The 24001-nt window shown below is 71.0% G+C and carries 24 protein-coding genes; 10 read left to right on the forward strand and 14 right to left on the reverse strand.

The features are described from left to right. Window positions 1-6: 6 nt before the first annotated feature. Together ACFY1E_RS41555 and ACFY1E_RS41560 are read right to left on the reverse strand one after the other, a co-directional pair. Entirely contained in the window at window positions 7-870 is an 864-nt protein-coding gene (locus tag ACFY1E_RS41555) for an Fpg/Nei family DNA glycosylase (protein WP_389086076.1), read from the reverse strand. A 56-nt stretch (window positions 871-926) separates the two neighbouring features. Continuing rightward, window positions 927-3029, reverse strand: a complete 2103-nt coding sequence (locus ACFY1E_RS41560; RefSeq protein ID WP_389086078.1) for a SpoIIE family protein phosphatase — start codon at window positions 3027-3029, stop codon at window positions 927-929. A 228-nt stretch (window positions 3030-3257) separates the two neighbouring features. On the opposite strand from ACFY1E_RS41560, the gene ACFY1E_RS41565 reads away from it, so the two are divergent. Continuing rightward, window positions 3258-4682 (forward strand): lipase maturation factor family protein, encoded by a 1425-nt coding sequence (locus ACFY1E_RS41565; protein ID WP_389086080.1) that lies wholly within the window; start codon window positions 3258-3260, stop codon window positions 4680-4682. Window positions 4683-4807: 125 nt separating this feature from the next. On the opposite strand, the gene ACFY1E_RS41570 is transcribed toward ACFY1E_RS41565, so the two are convergent. From ACFY1E_RS41570 to ACFY1E_RS41605, 8 genes are read right to left on the reverse strand one after another with little or no spacing between them, the layout of a single operon-like run. Next, window positions 4808-5641, reverse strand: coding sequence for an amidohydrolase family protein (locus ACFY1E_RS41570; protein ID WP_389086083.1), 834 nt, complete (start codon window positions 5639-5641; stop codon window positions 4808-4810). After that, entirely contained in the window at window positions 5638-5952 is a 315-nt protein-coding gene (locus tag ACFY1E_RS41575) for an L-rhamnose mutarotase (RefSeq protein WP_389086085.1), read from the reverse strand. Before ACFY1E_RS41575 ends, ACFY1E_RS41570 begins: the two co-directional genes overlap by 4 nt. After that, entirely contained in the window at window positions 5949-6935 is a 987-nt protein-coding gene (locus ACFY1E_RS41580; protein WP_389086088.1) for an aldo/keto reductase, read from the reverse strand. The genes ACFY1E_RS41575 and ACFY1E_RS41580 overlap by 4 nt, the downstream gene beginning before the upstream one ends. Further along, window positions 6932-7687, reverse strand: a complete 756-nt coding sequence (locus ACFY1E_RS41585; protein WP_389086090.1) for an SDR family NAD(P)-dependent oxidoreductase — start codon at window positions 7685-7687, stop codon at window positions 6932-6934. The genes ACFY1E_RS41580 and ACFY1E_RS41585 overlap by 4 nt, the downstream gene beginning before the upstream one ends. Then, window positions 7684-9036, reverse strand: a complete 1353-nt coding sequence (locus tag ACFY1E_RS41590; RefSeq protein ID WP_389086092.1) for an L-fuconate dehydratase — start codon at window positions 9034-9036, stop codon at window positions 7684-7686. Before ACFY1E_RS41590 ends, ACFY1E_RS41585 begins: the two co-directional genes overlap by 4 nt. 34 nt (window positions 9037-9070) lie before the next feature. Then, window positions 9071-10096 (reverse strand): ABC transporter permease, encoded by a 1026-nt coding sequence (locus tag ACFY1E_RS41595; RefSeq protein WP_389086094.1) that lies wholly within the window; start codon window positions 10094-10096, stop codon window positions 9071-9073. Further along, entirely contained in the window at window positions 10089-11600 is a 1512-nt protein-coding gene (locus tag ACFY1E_RS41600) for a sugar ABC transporter ATP-binding protein (protein WP_389086096.1), read from the reverse strand. The genes ACFY1E_RS41595 and ACFY1E_RS41600 overlap by 8 nt, the downstream gene beginning before the upstream one ends. Then, complete coding sequence (locus ACFY1E_RS41605) at window positions 11597-12670, reverse strand: sugar ABC transporter substrate-binding protein (RefSeq protein WP_389086099.1); 1074 nt, start codon at window positions 12668-12670, stop codon at window positions 11597-11599. Before ACFY1E_RS41605 ends, ACFY1E_RS41600 begins: the two co-directional genes overlap by 4 nt. A 164-nt stretch (window positions 12671-12834) precedes the next feature. On the opposite strand from ACFY1E_RS41605, the gene ACFY1E_RS41610 reads away from it, so the two are divergent. Next, window positions 12835-13563 (forward strand): FadR/GntR family transcriptional regulator, encoded by a 729-nt coding sequence (locus ACFY1E_RS41610; RefSeq protein ID WP_389086101.1) that lies wholly within the window; start codon window positions 12835-12837, stop codon window positions 13561-13563. Between the two features lie 54 nt (window positions 13564-13617). Next, window positions 13618-14532 carry an LLM class flavin-dependent oxidoreductase gene (locus ACFY1E_RS41615; RefSeq protein ID WP_389086103.1) on the forward strand — a complete coding sequence of 305 codons (915 nt, stop codon included), beginning with the start codon at window positions 13618-13620 and terminating at the stop codon, window positions 14530-14532. A 13-nt stretch (window positions 14533-14545) separates the two neighbouring features. On the opposite strand, the gene ACFY1E_RS41620 is transcribed toward ACFY1E_RS41615, so the two are convergent. Both ACFY1E_RS41620 and ACFY1E_RS41625 read right to left on the reverse strand, forming a co-directional pair. Then, the gene (locus ACFY1E_RS41620; RefSeq protein WP_389086105.1) at window positions 14546-15013 is read right to left on the reverse strand and encodes a DUF4231 domain-containing protein; all 468 of its coding nucleotides are present in this window, start codon (window positions 15011-15013) and stop codon (window positions 14546-14548) included. Window positions 15014-15255: 242 nt separating this feature from the next. After that, window positions 15256-15723: an SRPBCC family protein gene (locus tag ACFY1E_RS41625; RefSeq protein WP_389086107.1), complete on the reverse strand. Its 468-nt coding sequence runs from the start codon at window positions 15721-15723 to the stop codon at window positions 15256-15258. A gap of 456 nt (window positions 15724-16179) precedes the next feature. Here ACFY1E_RS41625 and ACFY1E_RS41630 point away from each other — a divergent pair, with 456 nt between their 5' ends. Both ACFY1E_RS41630 and ACFY1E_RS41635 read left to right on the forward strand, forming a co-directional pair. Further along, entirely contained in the window at window positions 16180-17289 is a 1110-nt protein-coding gene (locus tag ACFY1E_RS41630; RefSeq protein ID WP_389086110.1) for a C1 family peptidase, read from the forward strand. Between the two features lie 31 nt (window positions 17290-17320). Continuing rightward, the gene (locus ACFY1E_RS41635) at window positions 17321-17836 is read left to right on the forward strand and encodes a hypothetical protein (protein ID WP_389086112.1); all 516 of its coding nucleotides are present in this window, start codon (window positions 17321-17323) and stop codon (window positions 17834-17836) included. Between the two features lie 52 nt (window positions 17837-17888). Here the strand turns inward: ACFY1E_RS41635 and ACFY1E_RS41640 are convergent, their stop codons facing one another. Together ACFY1E_RS41640 and ACFY1E_RS41645 are read right to left on the reverse strand one after the other, a co-directional pair. Further along, window positions 17889-18197, reverse strand: a complete 309-nt coding sequence (locus ACFY1E_RS41640; RefSeq protein WP_389086113.1) for a protease inhibitor I42 family protein — start codon at window positions 18195-18197, stop codon at window positions 17889-17891. Between the two features lie 90 nt (window positions 18198-18287). Beyond that, window positions 18288-18836 (reverse strand): ATP-binding protein, encoded by a 549-nt coding sequence (locus ACFY1E_RS41645; RefSeq protein WP_389086115.1) that lies wholly within the window; start codon window positions 18834-18836, stop codon window positions 18288-18290. A gap of 242 nt (window positions 18837-19078) precedes the next feature. Here ACFY1E_RS41645 and ACFY1E_RS41650 point away from each other — a divergent pair, with 242 nt between their 5' ends. The 5 genes from ACFY1E_RS41650 (at window position 19079) to ACFY1E_RS41670 (ending at window position 23869) form a co-directional block, all read left to right on the forward strand. Beyond that, window positions 19079-19321, forward strand: coding sequence for a DUF397 domain-containing protein (locus ACFY1E_RS41650; RefSeq protein WP_266951850.1), 243 nt, complete (start codon window positions 19079-19081; stop codon window positions 19319-19321). A 156-nt stretch (window positions 19322-19477) separates the two neighbouring features. After that, complete coding sequence (locus ACFY1E_RS41655) at window positions 19478-20383, forward strand: helix-turn-helix domain-containing protein (protein WP_389086118.1); 906 nt, start codon at window positions 19478-19480, stop codon at window positions 20381-20383. A gap of 202 nt (window positions 20384-20585) precedes the next feature. Then, a complete protein-coding gene (locus ACFY1E_RS41660) occupies window positions 20586-21194 on the forward strand; it encodes a DedA family protein (RefSeq protein WP_389086120.1) in 609 nt (202 codons plus the stop codon). A gap of 93 nt (window positions 21195-21287) precedes the next feature. Continuing rightward, a complete protein-coding gene (locus ACFY1E_RS41665; protein WP_389086123.1) occupies window positions 21288-21926 on the forward strand; it encodes a hypothetical protein in 639 nt (212 codons plus the stop codon). Between the two features lie 599 nt (window positions 21927-22525). Then, window positions 22526-23869, forward strand: coding sequence for an amidase (locus ACFY1E_RS41670; RefSeq protein ID WP_389086126.1), 1344 nt, complete (start codon window positions 22526-22528; stop codon window positions 23867-23869). Window positions 23870-24001: the final 132 nt, after the last annotated feature.

Raw genomic sequence — 24001 nt, forward strand, 5'->3', positions numbered from 1 at the left:
GCGCGGCTACTTCAGCAGCCGCGACATCCTCCGGTCCGCGAGCGGTTTGCCGCCGGTCTGGCAGGTCGGGCAGTACTGGAGCGAGGAGTCACTGAAGGAGACCTCACGGATGGTGTCGCCGCACACCGGGCAGGGCTCCCCGGTACGGCCGTGGACGCGCAGGCCGCTCTTCTTCTCCGCCTTCAGACGGCCCGCCGCCACGCCCCGGGAACGCTCGACCGCCTCGGCGAGCGTGCTGCGCAGGGCCTCGTAGAGGCGGGCGGTCTCCTCGGGAGTGAGGGTCGCGGCCAGTTTGAAGGGGGACATCTTCGCCGCGTGCAGGATCTCGTCGCTGTACGCGTTGCCCACGCCGGCGATCAGGCTCTGGTCGCGCAGGGCGCCCTTGAGCCGGCGGCGCTCAGGTCTGAGGAGTTCCGCGAGGCGGCTTTCGTCGAAGTCGTCGGCGAGCGGGTCGGGGCCCAGGCGCGCGACGCCCGGGATCTCCTGGGGGTCGTGGACGACGTAGACAGCGAGGCGTTTCTGGGTGCCGGCCTCGGTGAGGTCGAAACCCTCGCCGGTCTCCAGGGCCACACGCAGGGCCAGGGGGCCCTTGCCGGGGCGGGGCGGCCCGTCCGGGAGCCGGTCCTTCCAGTGCAGCCAGCCCGCGCGGGCCAGGTGCGTGACGAAGTGCGGGCCGCCGTCCGTCTCCAGGTCGAGGAACTTGCCGTGCCGGTGCACGGCGGTGACCTCGCGGCCCTCGACGGCGGTGAGAGGAGGGTCGTACGTCTTCAGGACACTGATCGCGACGGGCAGCACCCGCACGATCTCGTGACCGACCAGGTGCTCGGTGAGGAAGTCCTTGAGTGCTTCGACCTCGGGGAGTTCCGGCATACGTCCAGAGTGCCACCCGGCACCGACAGCGGCGGGCGGGAGCGGTCGTGGCCCGTTCAGTCCCCTTCGGCCCAGTCGCCTTCGGGGACCATGAACTCGCACCACACGCACTTGCCGCCGCCGCGCGCCTCCACCCCCCACACGTCCGTGAGCAGGTCGACCAGGAGCAGGCCGCGCCCGGACACCCCCGACTCCCCCGCCTCGCGGCGGCGCGGCAGGGCGCTGGAGGAGTCCTCGACCTCGACGCGCAGCCGCCGCTCACTGCCGCCGAGGACCCGGAGGGTGACGATCGCGGATCCTTCGGTGTGCATCAGCGCGTTGGTGATCATTTCGTCGGCGACCAGCTCGATCTCGTCGGCGCGTTCCTTGGCGCCCCAGGCGCGGACCGCGGCCCTGATCATGTGCCGGGCCTCGGTGAGGGCCTCGGGATCGCCGGGGGCCACGTGCTGCTGGAGCCGGCCGCCGGAGCGCTGGGCCTCCAGGCCGCGGCGGCGCAGCAGGAGCAGGGCCACGTCGTCGTCGCCGCCGCGTTCCTCGGCCACGGAGATGAGGCAGTCCGCGAGATCCCGGACGTCGTCCGGTCCGCTGGTGATGAGGGCGGTCAGGGTGCGCATGCCGTCGTCCAGGTCGGCTCCGGGCTGTTCGACCAGGCCGTCGGTGCACAGCAGGAGGGTGTGGCCCGGGTCGAGTTCGAGGGTGCCGACGGGGTACTCGAGGCGCCCGAACTCGGCGGACAGACCGAGCGGCAGTCCGCCCGGAACGGAGACGCGGCGGCAGCTGCCGTCGGCGTCACGGACCAGGGGGTCGATATGGCCGGCGCGGACCACCTGGACCACTCCGGTGGCCAGGTCGGCCTCCGCGTACAGGCAGGTCGCGAAGCGGTCGGTGTCGAGTTCGTGGAGGAAGACGGAGGCGCGGGCCATCACGGTGGCGGGCGTGTGGCCCTCGGCGGCGTAGGCGCGCAGCACGATGCGCAGCTGGCCCATGACGGCGGCCGCGTGCGTGTCATGGCCCTGGACGTCGCCGATGACGGCGCCGACCCGGCCGCCGGGCAGCGGGATCAGGTCGTACCAGTCGCCGCCGATGTCCCGGCCCAGGGAGCCCGCGGTGGAACCGGAGCGGTAGCGGACGGCGACGTCGGCGCCGCGGACGCTGGGGATGGTCCGCGGCAGCATCGCCTGCTGGAGGCCGGTGGCGAGGTCCTTCTCCTGCTCGTAGAACATGGCGCGCTGCATGCTCTGCGCGATGCTGCTGCCGAGGGCGAGCAGGACGTTGCGCTCCTCGGGCGAGAAGCCGCGCCGGTCGCTGTAGAGCAGGCCCATCGCACCGATCGGCCGGGCCTGGACGATCAGCGGCAGATAGGCGGCCGCCGTGATGTCCAGGCCCGTGAGGTGCGGCCACAGCAGGGGGTAGCGCTCGGCGAACTCCTGCGGCGACTCGATGAAGCGGGGCGTGAGGGTCCGTACGACCTCGCTCATCGGGTACGGCTCGTCGATGCGGGTGACGTCGGTGCCGGGGACGAAGCTGCCTGCGGGGCCCTCGGCTACCAGCCGGATGCGGCCGGCCTCGACCAGGCCCACGACCAGGCTGGTGGCGCCGAGGTGGGTGAGACCGTGGGTGTCCTTGAGGACGTCGATGACGTCCTGGACGGTGCGGGCGTGGGCGAGGGCGGCCGTGGTGAGCTGGACGACGTTGGTCTGCTCGCGCCGCGCCGCGTCCTCGGCGGCCTCCTCGCGGCGGTCCTGGCTCTCGCTCAGCTCCTGGGTCGCGTCCCGGACGATGCCGATGATCCGGCGCGGGCGGCCGGTTTCGTCGCGCCGTATGTAGCCCTGGGTGTGGGTCCAGCGCAGCGTGCCGTCGCGGCGGCGGATGCGGAAGTAGGCGCCGTAGTTCTCGCTGCCGTCCTTCAGTGCCTGGGCGACCAGGCCGTCGAGCCGGTAGGCCTCGGCCCTGGGGACCCGGATGGCGAGCGTTTCGGGGTGGTCGTCGTATTCGTCGGGGCGCACGTCGAAGACCTCGTGGGCCTGGGCGTCCATGTGGAACAGACCGGTGTCCAGGTCCCAGTCGAAGCTGCCCATGCGGTTGAGCGCCAGGACCTTGTCCGGGTGGGCGGGCCAGTCGTCCGGGAGAGACAGGGCGCTCACGCCCCGATCAACCATGGGCCCACCTTGCCAGGGTTCCTCCGATTCTTCGACCGGGAAGCAGCGACGAATTCCCGGCACTCCGGTAGCCATCGCTGCTCTGCCGTCGAATCCTTTCCTCCCGCCTCGCTTCACGCAACGCGTCACTGGTGTCTGCGTCACTCACTTGGGTTACGCAAGCGGAAGGTGGACACACGGAGGGTGACATAGGGTTCGGCGCGACAATGGAGTGAGGAGCGCACGGCCGTGGAGTGGTTCATCGCACCCGAGTACTGGTGGAGCCGGCTGGTCTTCCAGCGGGCTCTGGCCGGGCTGTACCTGGTGGCGTTCCTGACGGCGGCCCTGCAGTTCCGTGCGCTGATCGGCGAGCGGGGCATGCTGCCGGTCCCCCGCTTCGTGGGCCGGGTGCGCTTCCGGCAGGCCCCCAGTCTGTTCCAACTCCACTACTCGGACCGCTTCTTCGCCGCCTGCGCCTGGACGGGCTGTGCGGTCTCGGCGGCGCTGATCGCCGGACTGGACTCCCGACTCCCGCTCTGGGCGGCGATGTCGCTGTGGCTGGTTCCCTGGGTGCTGTACCTCTCGATCGTCAACGTCGGCCAGACCTGGTACGCCTTCGGCTGGGAGTCGCTGCTGCTGGAGGTCGGCTTCCTGGCGGTCTTCCTCGGCAACGACGAGGTGGCGCCGCCGGTCGTGGTCCTCTTCCTGCTGCGCTGGATCCTGTTCCGGGTGGAGTTCGGCGCGGGCCTGATCAAGATGCGCGGCGACGCGTGCTGGCGGAAGCTGACCTGCCTCTACTACCACCACGAGACCCAGCCGATGCCGGGTCCCCTGAGCTGGTTCTTCCACCACCTCCCCCGGCCCCTGCACCGCATCGAGGTGGCCGCCAACCACGTCACCCAACTCGTCGTCCCCGTGCTGCTGTTCACCCCTCAGCCGGTCGCCACGGCCGCCGCCTCGCTGATGATCGTCACCCAGCTGTGGCTGGTCCTGTCGGGCAACTTCGCCTGGCTGAACTGGATCACCATCGTCCTCGCCGTCTCCGCCCTGAAGCTCCCGGGCGGTCCGCCGTCCGCCGTGCCCGACGCCCCGCTCTGGTACGAGGTCGTGGTCCTGGCGGTCGCCGCGCTGCTCCTCGGGCTCAGCTACCACCCGGTCACGAACATGATCTCCCGCCGCCAGATCATGAACCGCTCCTTCGACCCCCTTCACCTGGTCAACACCTACGGCGCGTTCGGCAGCGTCAGCCGCATCCGCTACGAGGTGGTCGTCGAGGGCACGGACGATGCCGTACCGCACGAGGACTCGGACTGGCGGGAGTACGAGTTCAAGGGCAAGCCGGGCGATCCACGGCACTGGCCGCGCCAGTTCGCGCCCTACCATCTGCGCCTGGACTGGCTGATGTGGTTCGCCGCGCTGTCGCCCTCGTACGCCGGTGCATGGTTCGGCGCCCTGGTGGAACGCCTCCTGGAGAACGACCGCGACACGCTGCGCCTGCTGCGCCGCTCCCCGTTCCCGCCGGACGCCCCGCCCCGCTACATCCGGGCCCGCCTCTTCCGCTACGAGTACACGAGCTGGCGGGAGCTGCGGGAGACGGGGGCGTGCTGGGAGCGGACGTATGTGCGGGAGTATCTGCCGCCTACGCGGCTGGCGGGGGTCGCTCAGCGGAGCTGACCTCGCCGGCCCACACGCAGGACCCACGGACTCCGACGCCGCGCGGCGAGTTCCCCTGAACGCCGGTAACGCCGTGCAACCGGAAAAGCGTGGGTCTCCGTGCCGCGCTGCCGGGTCCAGGCAGGTCAAAGGCCGTAGACGCAGGTGGCCGTGCCGTGGAAGACATCCGCTTGCTCGGCTGCGTCGAGGACTGCGGTCAGCTCCTGCGCGGCGGACAGCACTTCGCCGTACGTCGCCCTTTCCGTGCACACCGGCCAGTCCGAGCCGAACATCAGGCGGGTGGGTCCGAAGGCCTCCAGGGCCGTGTCGGTGTACGGGCGGAGGTCGTCGACGGTCCAGGAGTCGGGGGCCGCCTCGGTGACCAGGCCGGAGAGTTTGGCGGTCGTGTTGGGCAGGGCGGCGAGGGCGTGGAGGTCGGTCGCCCAGGGTTTCAGGGCTCCGGAGGCGATGGGCGGCTTGCCCAAGTGGTCGAGGACGAAGGTGAGTTGAGGGAGGGCCTCGGCCGTCTTGGCGCAGGCCGGGAGTTGGTGCGGGAGGACGACGAGGTCGTAGACCAGGCCCGCTTCGGCCACGGCCGCCAGGCCTCTGCGTACGTCCGGGCGCAGCAGCCACTCGGGGTCGGGTTCGCCCTGGACCTGGTGGCGGATGCCCTTGAGGCAGTGGCCACCGGGGAGTTCGCGCAGGCGGGCGAGTTCGTCGGTGATGTCCGGGCGGGTGAGGTCGGTCCAGCCGACCACGCCCGCGACCAGGTCGTGGGCGGCGGCCAGGGCCAGGAACTCGGGGGTCTCCTCCGGCACCGTGATCGTCTGGACGAGGACCGTGCGGTCGACTCCGGCCGCGCGCGCCTCCGGAGCGAGGTCGTCGATCGTGAAGTTCCGGCGGAGCGGGCTGCGTTCGGGGATCCAGTCCTGGTCGCGGACGGCGAGGTCCCACACGTGGTGGTGGGCGTCCACCGTCATGGCAGCTCCCACACCACGGGCAGGCCCGCGGCCGCGCCCGCGTCGGAGTAGTCGTGCACGACGTCCAGCAGCTGCGCCATACGGGCCTGCCAGGCCATGTTGACCGGGAGTTTCTCCAGTTCAGCAAGGAGGCGGGCGTAGTCCTCGCACTCCAGGACATGGAAGAGGTCGGTACCGCTGCGCCAGATCGTCCAGGAGGTGGCTCCGGCCGCGCGGATCGCGTCCGTCAGTTCCTTCGGGACCTCGCGGTGGGCGGCCTCGTACTCGGCGATGCGGTCCGCGCGGACCTTGGTGTGCAGGGCGACTCTCATGAGGCTTCCTCGGCGGGTACGGGAGCTTCGGGCGGCAGGAGCCGTTCGGCGCGCAGCTGCTGCCAGAAGGCGGCGGGAGGGGGCGCCGCGAACTGCTCGGCGCAGTCGCGGACCTCCGCCGCCGAGCGGGCGCCCACGAGGACGCTCGCGACCGCCGGATGGGCGGCGCAGAAGGCGAGGGCGGCGGCGCGCAGCGTGGTGCCGTGCCGGTCAGCGACGGCCTTCAGGTGCAGGGCGCGATCCAGCAGCTCCGCCGGCGCGGCCGCGTAGTTGTACGTCGCTCCCGGCTTCGGGTCGGCGAGCAGACCGGAGTTGAAGGCGCCGCCGATGACCACGGACGTGCCGCGTTCCTGCGCCGCGGGCAGGAGTTCGGTGAGCGCCGGCTGCTCCAGGAGGGTGTAGCGGCCGGCGCACAGGACCACGTCGACGTCGGTGTCGCGGACGAAACGGGTGAGCATCCCGGCCTGGTTCATGCCCGCGCCGATGGCGCCCACGACGCCTTCCGAGCGCAGCTTCTCCAGCGCCGGGTAGCCCTCGTGGAAGGCCTGTTCGGCGTGGTCGTCGGGGTCGTGGAGGTAGACGACGTCGACGCGGTCGAGGCCGAGCCGTTCCAGGCTGGCCTCAAGGCTGCGGCGTACGCCGTCGGCGCTGAAGTCCCACACGCGCCGGTGGGTGGCGGGCACCGCGAAGCCGTTCGCGAGGTCGTCGCCGCCCTCGCCGGAGGGCTCCAGTCGGCGGCCGACTTTGGTGGAGATCGTGTAGGCGGTACGGGGGTGTGCGCGCAGGGCGGCGCCGAGGCGGCGTTCGGACAGGCCCAGGCCGTAGTGCGGGGCGGTGTCGAAGTAGCGGATGCCCTGCTGCCAGGCCGCGGCCACCGCCTCGCGGGCCTGTTCCTCGCTCACCTCGGTGTAGAGGTTGCCGATGACGGCACCGCCGAAGGCCAGGGCGCTGACCTCGACCTCGCTGCTGCCGAGCCGGTTCACTGACCCACCGGCCTCAGCCGCAGGCCCTGCATCCCGCCGTCCACCGCGAGCGAGGTGCCGGTGGTGGCGCCGGACAGCGGGCTCGCCAGGTAGGCGATGGCGCCCGCGACTTCGGCCGCGGAGACGAGGCGGCCGGTGGGCTGGCGGGCCTCCAGCGCGGCACGCTCGGCGACGGGGTCCTCGGCCGCGTCCAGCAGGCGGCCGACCCATGGGGTGTCGGCCGTGCCGGGGTTGACGCAGTTGACGCGAATGCCCTCGCGGACGTGGTCGGCGGCCATGGCGAGCGTCAGCGAGTACACCGCGCCCTTGCTGGCGCAGTACAGGGCGCGCTGCGGCAGGCCCGCGGTGGCACCGATGGAGCAGGTGTTGACGATCGCCGCGTGCTGCGAGCGGCGCAGGTGGGGCAGGGCGGCGCGGGAGACCCGGACCATGCCGACCACGTTGATGTCGAGGACGCGGTGCCATTCGGCGTCGTCGTTGTCCTCGACGGTGCCCAGCGCGCCCACGCCCGCATTGTTGATCACGATGTCGAGGCCGCCGAGCTCGGTGACTGCGGCGGCCACCGCCTCGCGTACGGACGCGTCGTCGCTGACGTCGGCGCGAAAGCCGAGCAGGGGCTTGTCGACCGACGTCGGGTCGAGGTCGAGTACGGCGACCTGGGCGCCGCGGGCGGCGAGGAGTTCCGCCGTCGCCCGGCCGATGCCCGAAGCCCCGCCCGTGACCAGGGCCTTCAGCCCCTCGAACTCGCTCATGCCGCCCGTCCTTCTTTCTTCTCGTCGAGGTCCGCGGCCCAGAAGGTACCGCCGGGAAAGGTGTACCGCGCGATGGACTCCGGGCGCATGGCCGCCGAGAAACCGGGCGCAGAAGGTGCCGTGTAGTGACCCTCGCGGATCACCACCGGATCGAGGAAGTGGTCGTGCAGATGGTCGACGTACTCGATGACCCGGTCCTCGGTGGTGCCGGAGACCGCCACGTAGTCGAACATCGACAGGTGCTGGACGAGTTCGCACAGGCCGACGCCGCCCGCGTGCGGGCAGACCGGCACCCCGAACTTGGCGGCGAGCAGCAGGATCGCGAGGTTCTCGTTGACGCCGCCGACCCGGGCCGCGTCGAGCTGGAGGACGTCGAGGGCGCCGGCCTGCAGCAGCTGTTTGAAGACGATCCGGTTCTGGACGTGCTCGCCGGTCGCCACCTTGACGGGCGCCACCGCGGTGCGGATGGCCGCGTGGCCGAGGACGTCGTCGGGGCTGGTGGGCTCCTCGATCCAGTACGGGTCGAACTCGGCGAGGGCCCGGGTCCAGCGGATCGCCTCGTCGACGCCCCAGCGCTGGTTGGCGTCGATGGCCATGCGGATACCGGGGCCGATCACCGAGCGGGCGACCCGGCAGCGGCGTACGTCGTCGTCGAGGTCCGCTCCCACCTTCAGCTTGATCTGGGTGAATCCGTCGGCGACCGCCTGGGCGGCGAGCCGGGTGAGCTTCTCGTCGCTGTAGCCGAGCCAGCCCGCGGAGGTGGTGTAGCCGGGGTAGCCGCGCTCCAGCAGCCGGGCCGTGCGCTCTTCGGAGCCCGCGCGGCCCCGACGCAGGATCTCCAGCGCCTCCTCGGGGGTGAGCGCGTCCGTGAGGTACCGGAAGTCGATCTGGGCGACCAGCCACTCGGGATCGGCCTCGGCGAGCAGCCGCCACAGCGGCTTGCGGGCACGCTTGGCCGCCAGGTCCCACACGGCGTTGACGACCGCGCCGATCGCCATGTGCATCACGCCCTTCTCGGGCCCCAGCCAGCGCAGCTGGCTGTCGCCGATCAGGTCGCGGTAGACGGCTCCCGGGTCGGCGCACACCTCGTCGACGGACCGTCCCACCACGTGGTGGCGCAGCGCGTGGATCGCGGCGACCTGGACATCGTTGCCACGCCCGATGGTGAAGGTGAAGCCGTGCCCCTCCGGCTCGTCCTCGCCGTCGGTGCGCAGCACGACGTACGCGGCCGAGTAGTCGGGGTCCGGGTTCATCGCGTCGGAGCCGTCGAGCTCGCGCGAGGTCGGGAACCTGATGTCGTAGGTGTCGACCGCGGTGATGCGGCAGGAGGGGCCGGGCGTCGGGGACACGGAGGGCCTTTCGGTCGGGGGCAGGCGGCGGGGGTCAGTCCTGGGCGCGGCCGGTGGTGAGGCGGGCGAGGATGAGCGCGAGCAGGATGATTCCGCCGTAGATGGCGTCGATCCAGAACGACGGCACCTGGGCCATGGTCAGCATCGTCTTGACCACGCCCAGCAGGAGTACGCCGGTCAGGGCGCCGAACATGGTGCCCTTGCCGCCGTCGAGACTGATCCCGCCGATCACGGCGGCGGCGAACACGGTGAAGATCATGTTCTGGCCCTGGTTGGCGCCGATGGCGCCCACGTAGCCGGTGTACATCAGACCGCCGACCGAGGCGAGGACACCGGCGACGACATAGACGCCGAGCCGGACGCGGTCGACGCGGATGCCGGCGGCGCGGGCCGCCTCCAGGTTGCCGCCGATCGCGTACAGCGAACGGCCCACCCGGTGGTATTTGAGCACCAGCCCGGCGATCGCGAAGGCAGCGGCGGCCACCCACACGGAGACCGGTATGCGCAGGAACGTGGTGGTGGCCAGCGAGAAGAACGCGTCGGGCATCCCGAACAGCGTCTTGCCCTTGGTGGCACCGACCAGCAGCCCGCGCAGGATGATCAGCATGGCGAGGGTGACGATGAACGCGTTGAGCTTCACCTTCACGACGAGGATGCCGTTGAAGGCACCGATGGCCCCGCCCACCAGGGGGATGGCCAGCAGGGCCAGTCCGGCGGGGAGTTCCGTGCCCCAGCCGGCCTGCGCGGCCGGCAGCACCAGCAGCGCCGCCACCGCGGGCGCGATGCCGACCACCGACTCCAGCGACAGGTCGAACTTGCCGGTGATGAGGACCAGCGACTCGGCCAGCACCACCATCGCCAGCGACGCCGACGAGGCCAGGATGGAGATCAGGGTCGCCTCGGTGAAGAAGGAGTCGTTCAGGACGGCACCGAGCAGGAGCAGCAGCAACAGCGCCGGTACCAGGGCGAGTTCGCGGGCGCGGCGCAGCAGGACCGCCCTCGCTGCCCGGGCGTCGGGCATGCTCACCGGCTTCACCGGCGGGGCCTTGGTGTCAGCCATGGTCCACTCCTTCGATGGAGGCGATCAGCTCATGGTCGCGCCAGCCCGCCGGATGCTCGGCGACGACGCGGCCGTGGAAGAGGACGAGGACGCGGTCGCAGCGCCGCAGGTCGTCGAGTTCGTCGGAGACGACCAGCACCGCGGTGCCGTCCTCACGGGCGCTGTCCACGCGGGCCAGCAGTGACTCCTTGGACTTCACGTCGACGCCCGCGGTCGGGTTGATCAGGACGAGCAGCCGCGGGTCGGAGGCGAGGGCGCGGGCCATGACGACCTTCTGTGCGTTGCCGCCGGACAGGTCGGAGACGGGCTGCTCGGGGCCCTCGGTGTGGATGTCGAGGCGGTCGATCAGCTCGGCGGCGAAGCCGCGTCGGCGGTCGGTGCCGATGAAGCCGAAACGCCCGAGCCGGTCCAGGACGCTCATGGTCGCGTTGTCGCCGATGGTCATGCCGGCGACCAGGCCCTGGTCGTGCCGGTCGCGCGGGACACAGCCGACGCCGGCCTTGAGGGCGGCCTGCACCGAGCCGAACTGCAGTCGCTCACCGTCCAGTTGGGCGCCTCCGCCGGTGGGTGTGCGCAGGCCCGCGATGGCCTCCGCCAGCTCGATCTTTCCGCTGGCGCTGGATCCGGCGAGCCCGACGACCTCGCCGCGCCGCACGGTCAGGTCGACGTCCTCGTACGCGTCCGAGGTGAGCCCGCGGGCCTCCAGCAGAACGGGCGCCTGATCGTCTACGAGCCTTTCCTGTACGGCCTGTTCGGCGATCACCTCGATGGACTCCCCCGCCATGGCCTCGATCAGCGCCGCCCTCGGCAGGTCGGCGACGGGGGCCGTGGTGATCCAGCGGGCGTCGCGCAGCACGGTGACGGTCTGGCAGACCTCGTACACCTCCTGGAGGTGGTGCGAGATGAACAGGAAGGTGACTCCGGAGTCCTGGAGCGCGCGCATGCGGCTGAAGAGCCGCTCGATCTCACGCTTGTCCAGCTGGGCGGTCGGCTCGTCGAGGACGATGAAGCGGGCGCCGAAGCTGAGCGCCCGGGCGATCTCCACCATCTGGCGGTCCTCGACCTTGAGGTCGGCCGTGCGGGCGTCCGGGTCGACGTGCACGTCCCAGGTGTCGAGGAGGGCGGCCGCCTCGCTCTTCAGCCGACGCCAGCTGATGAAGCCGCGGTGCACTGGCTGGCGATTGATGAAGAGGTTCTCGGCGACCGTCAACTCCGGTACGACCGTGGGGTGTTGATAGACGCAGGCCACCTTGCGGCGCCAGGCGTCCCGGTCGGCGAGCGGGGGTGCGGGTTCGCCGTCGAAGCGGACCGTGCCCTCGTCGGGCGCCTGGAGTCCGGTGAGGACGTTGACCAGGGTCGACTTTCCGGCGCCGTTGCGGCCGACGAGGGCATGGGACTCGCCGGACAGCACGGTGAGCCGGCCGTCCGCGAGGGCGGTGGTGGGGCCGTAGCGCTTGACGATGCCCGAGGCCTCCACCAAGGGCGTGATCACGGCCGTGCTCATTTGACCGTGTTCCCCCAGAGCTTGGGGTCGTCGACGTTGTCCTTGGTGACCAGCGGCGCGGGCAGCTGGTCCTCGAGGATGCCGCTGGGCAGCTTGACGATGGTCGAGTCGTGGTCGGTGGGGCCGGGCTTGAAGGTCTTCCCCTCCATCGCCGCCTTGATGTAGTACATGCCGTACTTGGCGTAGGCGTCGGCGGGCTGGGAGACGGTCGCGTCGATCTCGCCCTTGCGGATGGCGTCGAACTCCTGCGGGATGCCGTCGTTGGAGACGATGGTGATGTGGCCCGCGGTGCCGGCCTTCTTCAGCAGGCCCTTGGACTTCAGGGTCTGCAGGGTGGGCGCCAGGTAGACGCCTCCCGCCTGCATGTAGATGCCCTTGATGTCGGGGTTGGCGTTCAGGAGGGTGTCGAGTTTGGAAGCCGCGGCGTCGGACTCCCACTTGGCGGGGATCTCCAGCACCTTGAGCTTGGGGTACTTCTTCTTCACGCAGTCGCGGAAGGCCTCGGAGCGGTCACGTCCGTTGACCGAGGCGAGGTCGCCCATGATCTGCACGACCTTGCCGCTGGTGATGTGCTGCCCCAGGTAGTCGCAGGCCTTGGTGCCGTAGGCGACGTTGTCGGCGCGTACGACCATGGCGACCTTGCCCTTGTCGGGCGCGACGTCGACCGCGACGACCGGCACGCCCTTGCGGTCGGCCTGGTCGAGACCCGCCTCGATGGCGGCGCTGTCCAGCGGAGCGACGACCAGGCCCTTCACGCCCTGGTTGAGCTGGTTGTTGATGTCGGTGATCTGCTGCGAGGGGTCGCTGTTGGAGTTGACCGTCTTGAGCGCGTCGACGCCTTCGGACTTCGCCATCTTCGGCACGTAGTCGTTGTACGACTGCCAGAACGGCGAGGTCAGCAGGGGCAGGATCACCCCGACCTTGCCGGTGCCGCCGCCTCCGGCGCTGCCGGAGCCCCCGGTGTCCTTGGTGCTGCCGCACGCGGCGAGCGCGAGCGAGGCGCCCGCGGCCACGGCCATCACACCGACCATTCGAATCCTGTTCCGCTTCCCCACTGTCCTGCCGGGCATCTGGCGGCTCCTCGTTGAGCGTGTTCGAGCAGATGCCCGCATATTTATCAGACCACTTCCCGGAAACAACACCCTCGGACGCCAGATTTTCGCGAGTTCTGGCGCTATTGGTCGGACCACCTTCGCGGTTAGACTGCGGCGCACCGGGTGACAGGAGGAACGGCGTGGACGAGACCGCCCCGCAGAAGGGCACGGTGACGCAGCGCGCCATCGAGCGGATCAAGGCGATGATCGGCGAGGGCCGTCTGGAGCCCGGCCAGCGGCTGCCCACCGAACGTGATCTCGCCGCCCAGCTGGGCATCTCCCGCAGCTCGATGCGTGAGGCGATCCGTGCGCTCACGGTGCTCGGCGTGCTGGAGGCCCGGCACGGCTCCGGTATCTACGTCACCCAGCTGGAGGCCGGCGACCTGCTGGAGACGTTCGGGGTGGTCGCCGACCTGTCCCGGGGCCCGCGCCTGGTGGAGCTCCTGGAGGTGCGCCGCATCCTGGAGTCGACGGCGACCGCGCTGGCAGCCGCCCGCATCACGCCCGACCAGCTGGCCGAGGTGGAGAAGCACCTGACGGCGATGAACGCCACCGACGACCCGGAGGTGATCCTCGCCCACGACCTCGCCTTCCACCGCGAGATCGCGGCCGCCGCGGGCAACGACACCATGGCGGCCATCCTGGAGGGCCTGTCCTCGCGCACCTTCCGCGCCCGTGTGTGGCGCGGCTACCAGGAGGAAGGCGCCTTCGCCCGCACCCGCCGTGAGCACGCGGCGATCCACCGCGCCCTGGTGGCCCGTGATCCGGAGGCGGCACGGGCGGCGGCGGCCGCGCACGTGGGCGAGGTGGAGGAGTGGCTGCGGGCGCAGTTGCGAGGTCCGTCGCAACCCCCGGCCTCGCCGCCGTGACGCCGTACTGCCGGACGGGCCGCCCTCGGCTCCGGCCGTCGATACGTTGTAGTCATGCGATTTGCCATCTCCATCCCTCAGTTCTATCGAGACGGCCAGTTCGATCCGGGAGCCTTCCGCGAGTACTTCGCGAAGGCCGAGGACCTCGGATACCACAGTGCGTGGGCGCAGGACTCGCCGTTGGGGGCCGGGGCGGTGCTGTCGCCCATGGAGGCCATGACGTACGCCGCCGCGTGCACCACCCGGCTGCGGCTGGGCACCACCGTGTTCGTCAGCACACTGCACCAGCCCGTGCACTTCGCCAAGGCGCTGGCGACCATCGACCAGATGAGCGGCGGCCGACTGGAAGTGGGGGTCGGCTCCGGCGGCCCCGACCGGCCGTTCGCCGCGTTCGGCATGGACAAGGCCCGGTACTTGGCCCGGTTCACCGAGGGCATCGCCCTCACCAAGGCCCTGTGGACGCAGCCGAGCGTCACCTTCGACGGCGAGTTCTGGCAGCTCGAGAACGCCGTGTTGGAGCCGAAGCCGCTTCAGAAGCCGCATCCTCCGCTGTGGTTCGGCGGATCAAGCGAGTCGGCGCTTCGGCGTGCGGTGCGGCTGGGCAACGGGTTCTTCGGCGCGGGTGCCTCGACCACGGCCGCGTTCAGGGAGCAGGTCGCGTTCGTCACCGAGGCGGCGGCCAAGGCGGGCAGGACGGACTTCCCGATCGCGAAACGTGTCTACATCGACATCGATGCGGACGCCGGGCTCGCGCGCGAGCGGGTCAACGCCGGTCTGGCCCGCATCTACGGCCGGCGCATTCCCGGCATCGAGGCCGCCGCGATCGCCGGCACGCCGGACGAGTGCGTGACCGCCGTCAGCGAGGTGATCGACGCCGGCGCGGGCCTCGTCCTGTTCACACCGATCGGCGACCCCACCGCCCTCGCGGAGCGCATTGCCACCGAGGTGATCCCGGCACTGTCGGTCTGACCTCGTACAGGCATCAGTTGCTCGCCGCGGGCAGCGAGGCGTTGGCGCGCTGCCGCTGCGTATCGGCCCACTCCCGCAGCTCGTTGTTGCCCACCTCCTCGATCACTGTCTGCAGCGTGGCCCGCGCCGCCGCATCGCGTTCCGCGGGCGGCAGCAGCAGATAGCGGTCGACGGCTCGTCGCAGGGTCTCGTGGGACTGACCGCCGGCGATCCAGCGTGCGCCGGGGTTGAACAGCTGCCGTACGCCGGTGAAGAAGACGGCGCCGCCCGCGATCAGCGCGGTCAGCCAGGCCGGGGCGTGCAGTCCTGCCGCCACGACCGTCGCCGACGTGGAGGCGAGGGCGCCCAGTTCCGTGGCGTGGTGCACCCGCCTGGCCCGATCGCGGGTGCGCTCGTAGAACGCCAGGTCCAGCCGCGCGAGCGCGAGTACCGGGTCCGGCTCCGCGGACCAGTCCGTGACGGTGACCGTGCTTCGTCTCATCGGCACATCATCGGTGGCGCACACGCGTTGAGGAAAGGCCGGCCGGGCGGCAAACCGGCCGGCAGCACGCCGATCCCGCCGCCGGGCACCGTGCGTTCCAGCAGTGGGCCTCGTGGAAGCGGACCACGACATCGCCGCTGCGCCCCGAAGCACACGCAGCCTGAACAGCCTCACCAGTTGTGTCGCCCTCGGCAACTGCTCAGCCGTGATCTGGCGGGATGCGCGTGCTGACGCCGCCCGAGTCAGTCCGCCGCTTCGACGTACGACGCCAGGTTGTGCAGCGAGGAGGCGATCCCAGCCTCGTGGACCGCTTGGTCGATGCCGGGCGGCACGTCCGTGGCGGTAACGGTCACCTCGGTCCCCTCACCGGTGGCAGCGAGATGCCACGTCATCGTCATGGTGCCCGCGTACGACGGATCGTCAGCCTCGAACAAGGCCCGCTGCACCACGCGCTCCGGTGGCACCAGGGCGGCGAAGCTGACGTCGACGACATCCGTCGCAGCTGACGTCTTGCCGGGGCTGTCGGCAGGGTCGAGGTAGGTGAGGACCATCCGGAACCCGCCACCGGGCCGGGGATCCCACCGCTCGACCCGCCCCCGCATGCCCTCCGGCGGCAGCCAGACCTCGAGGGACTCCCGGTCGAGGAGGGCGCCGTAGACGGTCTCCGGTGGTGCCGCGATCATCCGGCTGGCGCGGTCGGTCCTTCCCATGACCAGATTCTAGGACCGAGGTCCGCCCCGTCCCGCGCGGACGGCACCGGTGCCGGTGCCCCGGCCGCACCCGTGCCGCAAGAGGAGCGGTGTCTCTCCCTTGCGGTACCCGCATTCCGGCGTATTCCCGACCCCCCGGTTCTCTGCTTAGCTGCCTCTCGACAGCGCGGAGCACCGGGGATTGCCGCTGTCGCTCAACTACGGGGGTACGGCTGTGAAAGCCTCTCAGAGAATGTGATCTCTCCCAGGCGGGAGTCGGCAAGCAGCGCCGTCCGCCCCGCCGTTGCGTAGTTGCCACCGTTTCCAGCGTTTCCCGCCGTGCGGCGACGTGTGCCCGCACGGCGTGACGGACGCGCCCCGCCCCGTCCGGGCCCGGTCGCGCTCCGCCCTGCCCTGCCCGCCGTGCGGCGGCCGGCAGGGGCCCCGACACGCCCCGAGCACGAAGGAGTGTTCCTCATGCCTGTCAACGACCCGTTGGACCTCGACCACCTCAGGTCGGTACTCGACCAGGCCGGCAATCCGTGGCACATGACCACGACCAGCATGACGGCGCTCACCGAGGAGCAGCGCGTGGTGCGCCTCGGTGTCCCTGTCGATTCCGGCGACCGCTCCGCGATCGAGAGCGCCAAGCAGAGCAACATCGCGGCGGCCGTGTCAGCCACCGCCGACTCGGTGGGCGCACCCGCCGCGTTCGACCTGCGCAACATCGGCGGCGTCAACTACACGACGCCCGTCAAGAACCAGGGCTCCTGCGGTTCGTGCGTGGCCTTCGGCACCGTGGGCATGATGGAGCACGTCACGCGCTTCAGCTACGGCGCGCCCTATCTGCCGGTCGACCTGTCCGAGGCGCAGGCGTTCTACTACTACGGCCGCCAGGCCGGCCGTACCTGTTCCACCGGCTGGTTCCCGGAGCCGCTGGCCGACCAGGCGCGCGACAACGGCATCACCATCGAGGAGTACTTCCCGTACACGGCGGGCGACCAGGACGCCTCCAAGCTCAACGCGGACTGGCCCAACCGCCTGGTGAAGATCCGCTCCTGGCAGTCCGTCACCAACAACCCGGCGGCGATGAAGGAGAACATCGCCCGCTACGGCTCCATCACCGCCTGCTTCCTGGTCTACCAGGACTTCTTCAGCTACTCGAGCGGCGTCTACCGGCACCGCACCGGTGACCTCGCGGGCGGGCACTGCGTCACGCTCGTCGGCTACGACGACGCTCAGCAGTGCTGGATCGGCAAGAACAGCTGGGGTCCGGGCTGGGGCGAGCAGGGCTTCTTCCGCATCGGTTACGGCGAGTGCGGCATCGAGACCTGGCACAACCTGGCGGCCCTCGGCACGCTCATCCACAACTGGCTGCCCGACCAGCGCATCCTCGCGCTGTGGAGCAACGAGACCGACGCCAATGTGTGGGCGTACGGCGAGCTGCGCGGCTGGCTGAACCTCAACGGCTCCGTCGGCGCGACCGACGCGGCGATGCTCGCCGAACTCGCCGCGTCCAAGGCGAACGGCGCCAAGGTCGGCCTGTACGAGGACAACGGCAGCGTCCAGCAGATCTACGCCTGGTGAGACCGGGGAACCAGGGAGAGGAGAGCACGACATGAGCCCGCAGAACAGCGGCCCCAAGCAGCCGAAGCAACAGCCGCCCACGACGCAGGCGGTCCGCTCCGCGGCCGAGCAGGACGAGGCCGGGCGGCCCGTACTGCTGCCGCCGGGCGTGGACATCGGCCTGAACGGCAGCGCGCTCACCGCGCCGGGCAAGCCGGCCAGTGATGTGATGGTCGCACGCTTCGAGCAGACGGCGTCCGGCGAGGGCCGGCCGACGATCACACCCGAACTCCGTGGCGACCTCCAGGCGTTCGCGGCGGCGCAGGCCGCCACCGCGATCACGGGCACGTGGACGCAGAACGCGATCGTCGACGCGATGTGGTCCATCAACCAGACCCGCAACGCCTTCCTGCACGTCAAGGGCGGCGCCTGGAAGAAGATCTTCAACGGCAGCGACTGGGCGTTCACCGCGCTGACGACGCTGGCCTCCCAGGCGCGCCAGACGGGCCGGCCGATCTCCTTCCGTGAGGAGGCCGACGGCCTGGTCCACGAGATCTACCTGCTGTAGCCCTGCCCGCCGAGGGACCGCGTCGAGCGTGCCGGGCGCGGTCCCTCGCGCATCACTCGACGGTGACGCGCAGCGCGTACCGGTCGGCCACGTCGTCGCCCCACGGCTGCCTGAGCACGAGTTCCAGCCGCCCCTCACCGGCCTTGGTCGGCCGCAGCCGCAGCACCCGGGTGCCGCCGGCGCCCGGGACCAGCTCTCCCGGCGGCGCATAGTCGCTGGCCGCCACCTCAAGGCCGCCCTCGATGCCCTCGACGTGCCACCGGTAGCCGGTCGTGGCGTTCTCGGCCAGCCGCACCACGAGGTCGTCGCCGAGGCCGACCCGCACCTCGCCGTCCTGCGCCGTCACCTGCACCTCACCCACGGGACCGCACCTCCTCGGCTCTGGTCCTATCGGTGTACCCCGCCTTCCCGTGCGTGGCCAGCCGGTGCACGGGCCGAACCGGCCGCGGTGTCAGAGCCGGAACAGGGCCCAGACGAGCTTTCCGCCGCCGTCCCGCGGGTTCCATCCCCATGCGTCACTCAGCACCGAGACGACCTGCAGTCCCCGTCCCGACTCCGCGAGTTCGTCGGCCTGCACGGCGACGGGGACCAGGTCGCTCTCGTCGGTGACCGCGCACACGGCGCAGGACCAGCGGTCCCAGTACGCAAGCCACAGGGCCGGCTGCAACTCCGTCTCACCGTCCGCTGCCCGGCCGTAGCGCAGGGCGTTGCTCAGCAGTTCCGACACGGTGACCGCCACGTCCTCGACGCGTTCCTCCGTGGCCCGGTCGAGCAGCGTCGTCCGCGTGAAGTCGCGGGCGATGTGGGCGGATTGGGCGATCGGCGGGACGGCGAGGACCGAGCAGTGGGCGGGGCCGGGGCCGTCCGCGGAGCTCGGGGCGAGGGGGAAGCTCAGCCCGGGCCCGGGCCGGCCGATGTGGTCCACTGCCTGGCACAGCCACTGCCAAGTCGCCTCGATACGCAGGGGGTTGACCGGTTCTGCGACTTGCTCTGCGGACATCGCGACCCCTGGTACCCCTGCGGAGAGAACAACCGAGCGCTACACCTGTGCGAAGTATCGTGCTACGTCCGGCAGTCCGCACGCAAGTGCATCGGCAATTACCGCTGCAATTGCAGATGATCTTGCGAGCAGTGGGCGCCGAGCGCTATCGTCCCGCACACCACCCGTGGATGCAATTGAGGATGCAATTGCAGCGCCGACCACGAGTCCACTCAACGCGACTACATCTCAAAGAGGTTCAGATGCAGCACGTGAGCAACGGCATGCCTGCCACCGAGCTGGCGGGGGCGGTCTGGCGCAAGAGCCATCACAGCAACCCGGAGGGCAACTGCGTCGAGCTCGCCGCCCTCCCGGACGGCAGCGTCGCCGTCCGCAACTCCCGCCACCCCCAGGGTCCGGCGCTCGTCTACACCGGCGCCGAGATCTCCGCCTTCGTCCGCGGTGTGAAGGACGGCGACTTCGACGGCCTACTCCCCGCCGGCTGAGGTCGGGCACACCCGCGGACCGCCGGAAGGCGCAGGCCACCGGTCGGCGCCTTCCGGCCACTTCACGCACCGCAGCCGTACGACGCCTCGGTGCTACCCTCCTTGGTTGAGTCCCGAACACATGCAGCAGCCGGTGCGGCGGCGAGGGGATGACCCATGACGGCAGTTCAGCGAGAACCCGCTTCCTCCGAGGTCGACGTACTGAGCCTGCGGCGCGGCGGGCCGACCGTGCAGCGCATCATGCTGGGCACCCGCCTGCGCCGCCTGCGCGAATCCCTCGACATCAGCCGGGACACGGCAGCCGCGGCCATCCGCGCCTCGGACGCCAAGCTGTGCCGCATGGAGCTCGGCCGCGTCGGCTTCAAACAGCGCGACATCGCCGACCTGCTCACCCTGTACGGCGTCCAGGACCCCGCCGAACGCCAGGAGTTCCTGGACTCGGTGCGGCGGGCCAACGAACCCGGCTGGTGGCGGGCCTACGGAGACGCCTTCCCCAGCTGGTTCGAGCAGCACCTGGGCCTGGAGGAGGCCGCCTCCCTCATCCGGACCTACGAAGTCCAGTTCATCCCGGGCCTGTTGCAGACCCCCGAGTACGCCGAGGCCGTCATCCGGCTCGGCCACCCCATCACCTCGCCGGACGCGATCGCCCGCCGGGTCGAGCTGCGCATGACCCGGCAGGAGCTGCTCTCCAGGCCGGACGCGCCGAAGCTGTGGGTCGTGGTGGACGAGGCCGCGCTGCGCCGCCCGCTCGGCGGGGCCGAGGTGATGCGCGCCCAGCTCCAGCACCTGATCGAGGCGGCCGCCTGGCCGAACGTGACGCTCCAAGTGCTGCCCTTCCACGTCGGCGGTCACGCGGCGGCCGGCGGACCGATCACCGTGCTGCGCTTCCCCGTGCCGGACCTTCCGGACGTGGTCTACCTGGAGCAACTCTCCAGCGCCCTGTACCTGGACAAGCCCGAGGAGGTCGACCACTACCTCGCGGTCATGGACCGCCTCAGCCTGGTGGCCTCGCCGGCCGTGGACTCGGTGCCCTTCCTGGAACAGGTCCTCAAGGAGCTCTGAGCCGGCCGCACCGCAAGATCACCTCACTGCCCCCACCAGGGTCTGATCGCCGACGGCCGGCACACCTGCGCCGTCGCGATGCGGCTGTACGCCGCGCGCCGGTCCCGACCATGACCGCCGTGAACTTTCTGCTGCGTCGGACGGCCGCGGGCTGGGCCGCCGCTGCCGGGTACTCGTACCCGGCAGAGAAAGGGGTCGGCAGATGCACGCTCTGGTCGACTGGCTCGCCGATCTGTCCGGGCCCGTGGTCTACGTCGTGGTCGCGGCCCTGGTGTTCGCCGAGGACGCGCTGTTCTTCGGGTTCGTCCTGCCGGGCGAGACCGCGGTGATCGTCGGCGGTGTGCTCGCGAGGCGGGGCAACGTGGAGCTCGTCTGGCTGACGCTCGTGGTCGTCCTCGCAGCGATCGCCGGGGACAGCGTCGGATACGAGATCGGCCGGCGCGCCGGACCGCCGCTGCTCTCCCGCGGCCCCCTGCGGCGGCGGGCCGAGCGGGTGGAGAAGGCGCGCGACCTGATCCGCCGGCGTGGTCCGGCGGCGGTCCTCGTCGGCCGCTTCGTCGCCTTCGCACGGTCCTTCGTTCCGGCGATGGCGGGCGCGTCGCGCATGCCGTACCGCCGCTTCCTTCTCTACAACGCCGTGGGCGGCGCGGTCTGGGGTGTCGGCAACGTCCTGCTCGGCTATGCCGTGGGAGCCGCCTACGAACGCGTCGAGGGCCTGGTGGGCCGAACCGTCGCCCTGGCCTCCGCCGCAATCGTCCTCGTGGCCCTTGTGGTCTGGCGAATCCGCCGGCACCGCCGCTCGCACTCCTGAAACGCACCGGCGAATAACCGTCGGGTTGCCGGGCTCCGAGTTGCGTGAAAGCCTGAAAAGAGGTATTCGCACGCCCGGATCGGAGGGTTTCCGATGCGCCTCGGGCCATTTACCGGCATTGTTGCCGTCATTCTGATTGTGGTCGCTTTCTCCGTAGGCGGGTCGACACCGGACATCGGAGATCCCGGCCCACAGATCAAGCTCTTCTACCACCAGCACGACACACGGCAGGCTGTCGCCCTGTATCTGTTGATCCTGGCCGCGGTGTTCCTGGTGTTCTTCGCCGGGAACCTGCGCCACCACCTGTCCGAGGCCGACCGGCACGGCTGGCTGCCGCAAGTCGCCTTCGCCGGCGGCATTCTGTCGGCGGTGGGCTTCTGGACCGCGGCGAGCATCACGCTCGCCATGGTCGATGCCAGTGACAAACGGCGCATCGGCGGCCAGGCATTTCAGTCGATGAATGCCATCAGCACCGACTTCTTCATTCCCTTTGTCGCCGGAATCGGCATCATGATGCTCGCGGCCGGTCTTGACACGGCACGCAGCGGCACGCCTTTGCCGCGCTGGCTCGGCTGGGCCGGAATCATTCTCGGCGTGGCCACCTTCATTCCATGGGCGGGATTCTTCGCTTTCCTCGCGGGTGGTCTGTGGATCATCGCGGCGAGTGTGTTCCTCGCCCGCCCGCCGAAGGTCAAGGCGCCTGCCGAGCCTCCCGTCGCGGCGCCCGCCTGATGACGACCCGGCAGCGGGCAGGCCACCAGAGCAGACACCCCGATGACCGCCCCGCCGCCGGCGCCGGCGGCCGGCAGCAGGGAGTGAGTGGAGTGGGCGTCGCGCAGGGCCAAGTCCCTTCCCCGGGCGGCGGGTTGGAGGGAGAGCGCGAAGACGTGCAGGGCGGCCTTGTTCGCCTCGGCCGGGTGAATGACCGGCAGGGTGACGGCGACGGCCTCGCGCTGCGGGTCGATCCACACCTCCGAGGTGCCGATGCCGACGCTGTGCTCGTCCTTGGTGCCGTCCGGCTTGTAGCGGTAGGGCAGGGTGCCGGTCGAGCCGTCCGCCAGTGGAGGGTGGCCTTGCCGGAGGCGTCGCCGTACCTGCGAGCGGTGAGGTAGACGGCCGACAGATAGCGGCCCTTGGGCAGGTCGATGCGCTGCCCTATTGATCGGATGACCTGCGGCGGAGGTGTCATCGCTGACCGGCGCCCCGCGAAAAGTCCAGGAACGGCCGCCCGAATGTCCAAGAGCGAGTGCTCTCGACGCGAGGGCCGCGGCGGGGCAGAGTGCTCTGCGTACTCATGAGTAGTTGCCTGCACCGCACCCCGAGGAGCGCCCGTGACCAGCTGGGTCGGCCGGACCGCCGCCGAGATCGCCGCCGCCGTACGCGAGAAGCGGGCCACGCCCCGTGAGGTGGTGGCCGAGCACCTGGAGCGGATCGAGCGCCTGGACGGCCGGGTCGGGGCCTTCCGGGTGGTGCGGGCTGAGGCGGCGCTCGCCGAGGCCGACGAGCTGGCCTCCCGCGACGATCTGGCCGAACTGCCGCTGGCCGGTGTGCCGGTGGCGGTCAAGGACAACCTGGCGGTGCGCGGCGAGTCCAACCGTGTGGGCTCCGCCGCGACGCCGGACACGCCCGCCTCCGACGATCACGTCACGGTCGCCCGGCTGCGGGCGGCCGGCGCGGTGGTCGTCGGGCTGACGAACGTGCCCGAGCTGTGCATCTTCGGCACCACCGAGGGCGTCCACGGCACCGCCCGCAACCCGTGGGACTTGACCCGCACGGCGGGCGGTTCCTCGGGCGGCAGCGGGGCCGCGGTCGCCGCCGGACTGGTGCCGATCGCTCTCGGCAACGACGGCATGGGCTCGCTGCGCATCCCGGCCGCCAACTGCGGCCTGGTCACCATCAAGCCGGGGCACGGGGTCGTCCCGGCGGGCATCAGCGACGGCGACTGGTTCGGCATGTCCGAGAACGGTCCGCTCGCCACGACGGTCGAGGACGCGCGTCTGATGCTGGCGGTGCTGGCGGACACCGGGACGGCGCCGCCGTCCGAACCCGCCATGCGCAAGATCGCCGTCTCGCTGCGCAGCCCCCTGGCCGGCGTCACCATCAGCACGCCGTACACGACCGCGGCCCGCGACGCGGCCGGCGTCCTGATCAAGGCCGGCCACCAGGTCCGCCGCGCCGACCCGCCCTACCCGCTCTCCCTGAGCACGATGTCCCTCGCCCACTGGACGGCGGGCACGGCGGTGGACGCCCAGGGCCTGGACCCGCGCCTGCTCAACCGGCGCACCCGCGTGCACGCCACCATCGGCCGCCGCTTCCTGAACAGCGTCCGGGGCGGCGACAGCCGTGAGCGGCTGCGCCGCCGGATGGAGCCGTTCTTCGCCGAGTACGACGTCCTGCTCACCCCCGCGCTGGCCCGCCGCTCCCCCCGGTCGGTGGCCTGGCACGAGCGGGGCTGGCTGGCCAACGTCCTCGTCAACACCAACTACTCGCCCCTGACCCCGCCGTGGAACCTGACCGGCTGGCCCGCCATGTCCGTCCCCTTCGGAACCCTGCCCTCCGGCGCCCCCTGCGCGATCCAGCTGGTGGGCCGCCCCGGCTCGGAGGCGATGCTCCTGGAGGTGGCGCAGCAGCTGGAGAAGCTGCATCCGTGGCAGCGGACGGCGCCCCTGGACTGACGAGCTCGTGCACGGTCCAGGGTTTTCGTGCGGGCGGCAGCCGCCACTGTCCTTTGACTGCGCCGAACCTGAGCGTCTCGCTCGCTTCTGGTGCGAGATGCTGGACATCGAGGGCAACGCGTTCCGCATCGA

Origin of the sequence: Streptomyces sp. NPDC001604 (assembly GCF_042893475.1) — a bacterium.
Classification (GTDB): Bacteria; Actinomycetota; Actinomycetes; order Streptomycetales; family Streptomycetaceae; genus Streptomyces.